At 43.4% G+C, this 8,202-nt stretch carries 10 protein-coding genes and 1 pseudogene; 1 reads left to right on the top strand and 10 read right to left on the bottom strand.

Annotated elements, in window-relative coordinates; all coding sequences use genetic code 11:
- Positions 1-296: 296 nt before the first annotated feature.
- A complete protein-coding gene (locus BLU30_RS13915; protein WP_090247280.1) occupies positions 297-878 on the top strand; it encodes a nitroreductase family protein in 582 nt (193 codons plus the stop codon).
- Between the two features lie 296 nt (positions 879-1,174).
- Here the strand turns inward: BLU30_RS13915 and BLU30_RS13920 are convergent, their stop codons facing one another.
- From BLU30_RS13920 to BLU30_RS13965, 10 genes and pseudogenes are all read right to left on the bottom strand, one after another.
- The gene (locus tag BLU30_RS13920) at positions 1,175-1,423 is read right to left on the bottom strand and encodes an integrase core domain-containing protein (protein WP_422717904.1); all 249 of its coding nucleotides are present in this window, start codon (positions 1,421-1,423) and stop codon (positions 1,175-1,177) included.
- 158 nt (positions 1,424-1,581) lie between these two features.
- Positions 1,582-3,024 (bottom strand): group II intron reverse transcriptase/maturase, encoded by a 1,443-nt coding sequence (gene ltrA / locus BLU30_RS13925; RefSeq protein WP_242873600.1) that lies wholly within the window; start codon positions 3,022-3,024, stop codon positions 1,582-1,584.
- A 523-nt stretch (positions 3,025-3,547) separates the two neighbouring features.
- The gene (locus BLU30_RS13930; RefSeq protein WP_176770957.1) at positions 3,548-4,033 is read right to left on the bottom strand and encodes a DDE-type integrase/transposase/recombinase; all 486 of its coding nucleotides are present in this window, start codon (positions 4,031-4,033) and stop codon (positions 3,548-3,550) included.
- Positions 4,034-4,340: 307 nt separating this feature from the next.
- Positions 4,341-4,613: pseudogene (locus BLU30_RS13935) on the bottom strand (transposase); the annotation flags it as partial.
- 303 nt (positions 4,614-4,916) lie between these two features.
- The gene (locus tag BLU30_RS13945) at positions 4,917-5,786 is read right to left on the bottom strand and encodes an IS3 family transposase (protein WP_090247284.1); all 870 of its coding nucleotides are present in this window, start codon (positions 5,784-5,786) and stop codon (positions 4,917-4,919) included.
- A gap of 14 nt (positions 5,787-5,800) precedes the next feature.
- Positions 5,801-6,094 (bottom strand): transposase, encoded by a 294-nt coding sequence (locus tag BLU30_RS13950; RefSeq protein ID WP_090247286.1) that lies wholly within the window; start codon positions 6,092-6,094, stop codon positions 5,801-5,803.
- A 63-nt stretch (positions 6,095-6,157) separates the two neighbouring features.
- Positions 6,158-6,301, bottom strand: coding sequence for a hypothetical protein (locus BLU30_RS14315; protein WP_176770958.1), 144 nt, complete (start codon positions 6,299-6,301; stop codon positions 6,158-6,160).
- A 541-nt stretch (positions 6,302-6,842) separates the two neighbouring features.
- Entirely contained in the window at positions 6,843-7,466 is a 624-nt protein-coding gene (locus tag BLU30_RS13955) for an IS3 family transposase (protein ID WP_143024251.1), read from the bottom strand.
- Entirely contained in the window at positions 7,415-7,753 is a 339-nt protein-coding gene (locus BLU30_RS13960; RefSeq protein WP_090247289.1) for a helix-turn-helix domain-containing protein, read from the bottom strand. Before BLU30_RS13960 ends, BLU30_RS13955 begins: the two co-directional genes overlap by 52 nt.
- An 80-nt stretch (positions 7,754-7,833) precedes the next feature.
- Positions 7,834-8,202: transposase (locus BLU30_RS13965; protein ID WP_143024252.1), on the bottom strand; the 369-nt coding region annotated here is incomplete at its 5' end.

Genomic DNA, 8,202 nt, shown 5'->3' on the forward strand with positions numbered 1-8,202 from the left:
TAGACAAAGTGATGTAGCGCGGTCAGGGTGAGGATAAAAAAGATTCACCCCGGACCCCAGGCGCTGACGAACAAAGGGTTAGCCCTCATTCGTCAGTGCGCAAAACCTTTGGTTTTGATTGGGTTTAAGGCGGGTTTGCTTTCTTGATTTGATGGCAATTGAAAACGCCTGCCCGCAGGGGCGCCGGGGTTCTCGTATTTTTATCATCACCCTGACCTGGGTTTGTCGACAGTCTGCAACCCGCCATTCTGGCGGGTTTTTCAGAAAATAATGAGAACTAATAGGAGAATTGTAATATGGATATCAATCAGGCCATCCGGGAGCGCCGATCTGTACGGAAATACAGACCACTGGCCATCCCTAATCAGGATATTATCGACATCTTGGAAGCTGGGACCATGGCCCCCTCCGCCATCAATCTGCAGCCCTGGTACTATGTGGCTATCCAAAGCCCGGAGCAAATGAAACGGATCCTCTCAATCATGGCAGTTACTTCGGAAAAAATAAAGCCGGAATTAGAAGAACGCTTTGGTGACTACCCCCAGCTCATTGTCAACACCCAGCATTTCATCTCGCTATTGGGCGGTGCACCCCTGTGCGTTCTTGCCTTTATGAACCAGCCCAAATTTGAACAATGGAAACGGGAGGCTGTCATCCAAAGTATTGCAGCAGGGATAGAAAACATGGTCCTGACCGCTCAGGGTAAAGGCATCGGATCATGCTGGCTCTCCGCCCCGGTAGAAGCTGGATTGTCAGAAGACATCCAGCGCGAATTCGCCCGGGAGAAGGGCCCCATGGTGGCAATGGTCACCTTTGGGTATCCGGACCAGGTGCCTCAGATGCCCAAACGAAAAACCAATCGCTATATAATATTGTAACGCTCCTCCAACTGAGAGTGGTGAGTCTAAAGCAAAACCACTCTCAAGGGGCACCTGCTGTAACCAGAAAAAAACCGTAAAGTGGCAGTTATCTTAAAGTTTGCTTGTCAAACATGTTATAATTAAAAAAGAGGACATAACAATGTCAGATCAAGAATTACAACGCGGGAAAGAAATGCTTTTATGAATGGAATACGAAAGATTCGTGACCATTGAATCCATTTTCGATGGCTGTGACAACGCCAGGTGGGATGTGGACCTATGTCAATAGATTGGACACAAAAAGTTGAACTTCTTTATCCTGTCAGTAACGCTTCCTCCTCCACTTGTTGAGGTGTTTTATATCCAAGTGCACTGTGAATCCTTTGGCGATTATACCAGCGTTCTATATACTCAAAGATTGCCTTGCGACATTCTTCAAAGTCTTGGTACGTATGCAGATAAATTTCTTCCTCCTTCAGTACTGAGTGAAAAGATTCAATACATGCATTGTCATAAGGATTCCCTTTTCGACTAAATGAATGAACCAACCCATTTTCGTTCATATGTTTTTCGAACAAATCACTGGTATAATCGATTAAGAGAAAGGGATTACTCCCTTTCTCTCATCTAAGAACCGTACGTGAGAGTTTCCCGCTCATACGGCTCAAGCAGTTTTTAACCTTTTCAGGCGGCATTTATCCGTTGAATCTTTCGTTTCCTGTCATTGAAATATTTCTGGTCTAGGAACGGATTTTTTTCTAATTTGAAGTTTTGGATGTCGACAGATATGAATTGTCCGTAGATTGATTAGTTCGCACTCATCCACAGAGAATAGCCAAGGTTTATTTCCCTTACTATGCCAGTACTTGCTAAGTCTCCATCGTCCAGTTTTATTTGGATGACGGTGTTTCGCCCATCTTTGTAACAGTAAATATAAGGTATTATTAACATTTGAGAATGACTTACTTGTGACAGTGTGTTTGTGATAGTTTGTCCAACCTCTTATAACGAGGTTTAATCGACGAATTAAATCTGCCTGAGTACTTGCTTTACCTTCCTTGAGAATAATATCGGATAGCTTCCTTACCATGCGTTTTATTGAGTCCTTTGATGGTTTTATAATGAGTTTTTCCTTATATTTTCGAAAATTCCATCCAAGAAAATCAAAGCCGTTATCGATATGAGTAATTGTTGTCTTTTCTTCTGATAATTGTAAACCGCGGGATTGTAAGAAGTTACTTATCAGAGCCTTGATTTCTTCTGCAATTTCTTTTGAATTTGCAGTTATGATAAAGTCATCTGCATAACGCACTAGGTTAACCTTTGTTTTCGCTCTGTAATGATTTTCTATTTTTCCCTTAGAATTACGGTGATATTTATTCTGTATTAGTTTTTCCATACCATCTAACGTCATGTTCGCATAGATACTCGATATAGCACCGCCTTGGGGCGAACCAATTTCTGTTGGAAATAGTTTCCCTTGATAGAAGAAGCCTGACTTAAGGAATTGGCGCATGACTCTTCTGTCCATTGGAATGTTTGTAAGTAACCATTCATGGTTGATATTATCAAAGCAGCCTTTTATATCACCTTCCACAATCCATTTCGGAGCGCATTTTCTTGCAAGTACACAGAAAATCTGTTCTTCCGCATCTTTAGCACTTCTACCTTTGCGAAAACCAAAGGAAACTGTGTCCCCGGTAGTTTCGGCAATAGTTTCTAATGCGAGTGCATATAATGTCTGCATTGCTCTGTCATACATTGTGGGAATCCCAAGCGGTCTTTTTTTGCCATTTTTCTTTTCAATGTAAACTCTTCTCAGTGGCTTTGCTCGGTATTTTTTGTCAGTGAGCTGTAGTACTGCTTTCATCTTTGATGCGTGGGTAGACCATAATTTTTTATCTACTCCCGATGTCTTTTTTCCTTGATTTGTTGTTACTTTTCTTACAGCAAATGCCTTTGCTGAGAAAGAGTGGGTTAATAAATACTGTAATCTTTTGGCTTTGTTAATTTTTCCATCTGCCGTTGCCTTAGCAATTCGCGATTGTAGTCTATTGACGTCATTTTCAATTTTGCACCAGTCCATGGATTCCCACTGGAATGCGAGTGCTTTTGAGTCTTTCAGTTTCTCGGTTTTATCCGTCGTTGAAATACTGGAATTCATAAAGTTACAATCCTTTCCTGCCAAAAACTACCATGAGATAAGTCAGCACCCTTTCAGGTCGAAGTAAAGTTTGAACCTCTATCTGTTTTCATTACAAAATCAGCGTTCGCTTCTTATCTCTTTCTTCTGCCCTCTATGTCATTTCGCTCCTTACGGTTTGATACCTCATTTCAGGGAACATATAGGGTTTACCAAGTTCCGCCTAATATATAATTGTGAATGCCTTAGGAGCCACCTTTAAACCGGGAGTACATTTTCCATCCGCATTGGCTAGCCAGTATACCTTTGCATGACTCCATACCTTTTGGTCAAAGCGTTTCAGCCTTTTTCGCTTTCTCCAGCGTAACGATTCCTACAGTGATTCACTTTACGTTCTCCATAGCATTCTTACTCTAGCAGTTGTTCCGGTTTAGGCTACCAGAACTTCCTCATTGTCTCGTGAGCTTTCTAACCCAGACGTTACCATCCACGCTAGTCACGATAGAGTTACCCCGAATGGATGGGGTAGCATAATAGCAATATATTAAGCGACTTCTTGTCGCACTTGGCTGCCCAAATCACTATGGAGAATGATACCCATTGTATCTGTTACGTTTAAACAGGCGTTTTTCACTGCATTCAAGGCTAGACCAGCAGTTATGTTTTTACCATAGGCACCGATGATTTTCCGGTCATAAAGATCCATCACAGATGCAAGATACGTCCATCCTTCTCGGAGAACATAAATATAAGTAATATCAGTCGCCCACTTTTGGTTAATGGTTTCTGCCGTAAAGTCACGATTTAGAATATTCTCTTTATTATCGGGTACTTTGCCCTGATTTACTTTATAACTGTGCTTTATTACAACTATTGAACGAAGTTCTTGGCGTTGTACACGCTTGATACTGCATGGAATACCTTTTTCAATCAGTTTACAGTGAATCTTAATAGCACCATAAAGCTTTTTGTTTTGTTCAAAGCACGCCTTGACTTCTGCTGAGAATCTTTTCTTTATTTGAGGGGACATGAACCAGAGCCTCATAATAAGTGCTTCTTGCGAATTTCAAGGCTTTACACATCTGCTTGACCGTATAATTCTCCAGGTTGTTTTGGATGAAGAACACGTATTCTGTTATCGTTCTTTTGCAAATATGGCTGTAGCGTTTAGTACCATATAAGTGTAAATGTTAGATGCAAACCAGCATCCGAACATTTACACTATTTTGGCTCTATGTCAAATGTTGGGGTAAAGCCAAAAGAAAAAGAAATATCAGGGACAGCGAAAGAATGAACTGACCCCAAAAAGTTAGACAAATATTTAAGTTAATAATTGTTCAAGCAACTAAGAGGGCTTGTTGTCTGTGAATTGCAGGTGGCAAGCCCTTTAGCTTTGCCTTGATACGGCGGTTGTTGTAGTAATCCAGATAGTCAACCAGTTCGGCCTTAAACTGCTCAAAAGACTCAAACTTCTGTAAATACAACAATTCACTCTTGAGTAACCCAAAGAAATTTTCAATTACTGCATTGTCCAGACAATTTCCTTTGCGGCTCATGCTCTGTCGGATACCTTTTTCTCGTAGCATCTGCTGGTAATGCTTGTGCTGATAATCGACTAAGAAAGAGGGATTGCTCCCTCTCCCTCGTCTAAGAACCGTACGTGAGAGTTTCCCGCTCATACGGCTCAAGCATGTCCTCACCTTTTCAGGCAGCAACAAGGTTCCGCAGATATTTCTTTCGCCAGTCAAAGTAATCCTTATCGATGAATGGGTTCTGTGTGATCTGCAGTTTGGGGTGTCTGACGATTGGGATACACCTCAGATTGATGAGGCTTTCTTCTTCTGTCATAAACAGCCAGCGCTTCCATCCTTTTGGAATTGTCAATAAAAGTTTAGTCACACCGACAAGGAAAATCATGCAGCAACAGCACAGTGGTAAAGTGCCCGCTTGGAGAGTGGCGGAAGGCCATCGTTAGTGCTGTAAATCCGACGATGATTATAGTATTGGATGTATTTAAAGATAATCGTCTTGACGATCTCCTGAGTCATCTTTTTCGTATTGATGCGATAAAGTTTTTCTTTTTTAAGCGTTGCGAAAAAGCTCTCCATCCGGGCATTATCATAACATCGACCAACACTGCTCATACTTTGGATCGCGCCCTTCGCAGCCAATGCGGTGCGGAAGGCTGTGCTTGTAAATTGCGACCCACGATCCGAGTGAAGGATCATGCCTGAAGCACTATAGGTATAGCAAGCGTTTTCGAAGACCCTAGTGCAGAGTGAAGCCCGCATATTGTCATCCATATGATAACCAACGATGCTTCCATCATAGCAATCCAGAATTGCTGCAAGATAAAGCTTCCCATCAAAACATGGAATTTCAGTGATATCAGTCAGCCATTTCGTGTTGGGGGCTTCCGCTGCAAAATCCTGCTTGATCAGATTTTCGGATTTTTGTGCTTCCCCATCAGCCTTCGTAATCCCATTGGGGTGTGATTTTCGACGAATGATCAGGTTATTCTCACGGCAGATTCGGTAAACTGTTCGAAGGCTTCCCTTATAATTGTTATGAATGCGGAGATAGTCATAAATCCGACGGACACCGTCATTACTATTCTCCGGATCTGCCTTTAAGCACTCGTAGATTTGCGCCAGAAGAAGGGTAGTTTTAGACGGGGTATCCGGTTTTCTCAAATGTTTATAATAACCGGCTTCTGTAACGCCAAGCGCTCGACAAAGTGCTTTAACACTGAAGGTTCCCCGCTTAAGCGTAATATAACTCATCCGTTCCCGTTTACTTACTTCTTCCGGCGCTTGACGAAAAAACCGAGAGCATCTTGAAGAATTTCAATTTCTTCTTCACGTTCCCGAAGTTCACGCCTTAGCTGATTGTTTTCATCAGCTAAGGCGACCGTACCCCCTTTTTCCTGGATGAGGGCATCGACTTCAGTTTGACGATGTTTCGCCTTGCTTATCCAGGTATACATTGTATCAAGATTGATGTTGAGGCGTTCAGATGCTGGTCGTGCGCCAATTTCTTGAGACAGCTTGACGACCTCTGCTCTGAATTCGGGTGTGTATTTTTTTGCCATGGGTGTGTACAGTCCTCTCTGTTTTCTTTATTTTATCATTTTCTTGCGTTTTTGACTGTACTATTATGATAACACTCCAATCCGGGTTTGCAGCCGATTGACATCCTTTTCTACCTGTTCCCAGTCTATGGTCTCCCACTGCCGGGACAGGGCGTGGGTGCCTTTGGAGTCCTCGGTTTTATCCGTCGTTGGACGATTCAAATGCATCGGTTTACCCTCCTTTCCTGCCAGGCCATACCATCGGATAAGTCAGCACCCTTTCAGGCCAGGGCAAAGTTCGAACCCTTATCTGTTTCCATTACAGAATCAGCCTTCGCTTTTTATCCGTTCTTCTGCCCGCTATGCCGTTTCATCCCCTTGCGGTTCGATACCTCTTTGATGGAGGGGCATATCGGGTTTACCAAGTTCCACATACTACATAATTATGAATGCCTTAGGAGCCATCTTTGAACCGGGAGTACTTCGTCCATTCGCGTGGGTTTATCAGTTGGCCCTTGCCGGACTCCTTACCATTTTGGTCCAAGCGTTCCAGCCTGTTTCGCTTGCTCCAGCGTAACGATTCCTACGATGATTCACTTTACGTTCTCCATAGCATTCTTACCCTGGCAGTCGGCCCGGCTCAGGCTGCCAGACTCTCCACGTTGTCTCATGAGCTTTCTGACCCGGACGTCGCCGTCTACGCCAGTCATGATAGGGTTACCCAAAATGGATTGGGTAGTCTTTCGACAATATATTATGTGACTTCTTGTCACACCTGCCAGCCCTGGTCGGAATGGAGAATGAGATTGGTGCCACTCGGTATCTGTTCAAACGCTTTTTCTGCCATCTCGGTGACCATGGACAACACCGGATGGTCGTAAATTGTGTAGCTAACGATATCCCTGCTGTATAGGTCGAGGATGGGCGACAGGTATAGCTTTCGCCCAAACAGGCTAAATTCTGTCACGTCGGTTACCCACTTCTGGTTGGGTTTGTCCGCTTCAAAATTGCGTTCCAGAAGATTGGGCGCAATCTTGCCGACAGTGCCTTTGTAGGAACGATATTTCTTAATACGAACCATACAAATGAGTCCAAGTTGCTTCATAAGGCGTTGCACCGTCTTGTGGTTGATGACATAGCCACGAATATGCAGCTCATCCGTAATGCGACGATAGCCATACCGCCCTTTGTTTTCGTGATAAATTGCTGTGATTTGTTCCTTAATCTCGCCGTATTTATCCGGCTTTTCTTGTTGTTTGGTGTGATAGTAATAGGTTGAGCGTGGAATTTGTGCCAGTTGCAGCAACGCAACAACCGGATATTTCTGCCTCAGCTCCCAGATTACTTGCGTTTTCTGTTTTGCTGTTCCTCTTTGGAAACCAAGGCATTCAATTTTTTTAGGTAGTCAATCTCCATTCGCAACCGCTGGTTTTCCGCCAGCAAATCCTCTTCCACCTGTTTGGGCAGCTTTGCAGGTCGCCCCGTGCTTTTATGTCCACGATAGTCTACATATAGACCGGCAGCTCCCTCTGTGAGATATGTTCGTTCCCACTGGCGTATCCGCTCGTGACTCGGTAAGTTATACTTTTGTGCTGCTTCTCGAAAACTGAGCTTATTTGCCCGCATATCTTCTACAACTCTTTGCTTAAATTCTCCGCTAAATGACTTTCCTTTCGGCATAGAAAAACACCCCCAAGTTATTTACAGTATATCATACTGTCTAACTTTAGGGGTGCAGTTCAGAATCAGCTGTCCTTTTTCTATGCCTTCATCATATAGAGAATACGGTTTCTAAAACGCTTGAAATTAGAAACGCCATAGGCATTACGCTTTAACACTTTGATTTTATTGTTCACCCCCTCCGTATAGCCATTGGTATAAGGGTGGTCGAAGTAATTCAGGATTTCCCTCGACCATCGGGTGAAGGTCTGGCAGCAGCTGCTGAATTCTTTCATTCCATCGAGCTGGACCTCGGCAATCCAACGGCTGAGGAGGCTTTCGGCCTCTTGACGGGATTTGGCGTGGAAGATATATCCGAATTTCAGTTTAAAGTAATACGCCTTTTGCAGTGCTTTTGAGGATTGGAGAATCAGAGCCACTTGTTCCTTTTCATCATTCGAGAGCGTGTC

It is taken from the genome of Eubacterium barkeri (assembly GCF_900107125.1).
Taxonomy (GTDB): domain Bacteria; phylum Bacillota; class Clostridia; order Eubacteriales; family Eubacteriaceae; genus Eubacterium_O; species Eubacterium_O barkeri.

What these genes read in the sequence shown, in the direction of transcription:
- BLU30_RS13915 (WP_090247280.1), top strand. Translation starts at nt 297, where the DNA reads ATGGATATCAATCAGGCCATCCGGGAGCGCCGATCTGTACGGAAATAC.
- BLU30_RS13920 (WP_422717904.1), bottom strand. Translation starts at nt 1,423, where the DNA reads ATGAACGAAAATGGGTTGGTTCATTCATTTAGTCGAAAAGGGAATCCT.
- ltrA (WP_242873600.1), bottom strand. Translation starts at nt 3,024, where the DNA reads ATGAATTCCAGTATTTCAACGACGGATAAAACCGAGAAACTGAAAGAC.
- BLU30_RS13930 (WP_176770957.1), bottom strand. Translation starts at nt 4,033, where the DNA reads ATGTCCCCTCAAATAAAGAAAAGATTCTCAGCAGAAGTCAAGGCGTGC.
- BLU30_RS13945 (WP_090247284.1), bottom strand. Translation starts at nt 5,786, where the DNA reads ATGAGTTATATTACGCTTAAGCGGGGAACCTTCAGTGTTAAAGCACTT.
- BLU30_RS13950 (WP_090247286.1), bottom strand. Translation starts at nt 6,094, where the DNA reads ATGGCAAAAAAATACACACCCGAATTCAGAGCAGAGGTCGTCAAGCTG.
- BLU30_RS14315 (WP_176770958.1), bottom strand. Translation starts at nt 6,301, where the DNA reads ATGCATTTGAATCGTCCAACGACGGATAAAACCGAGGACTCCAAAGGC.
- BLU30_RS13960 (WP_090247289.1), bottom strand. Translation starts at nt 7,753, where the DNA reads ATGCCGAAAGGAAAGTCATTTAGCGGAGAATTTAAGCAAAGAGTTGTA.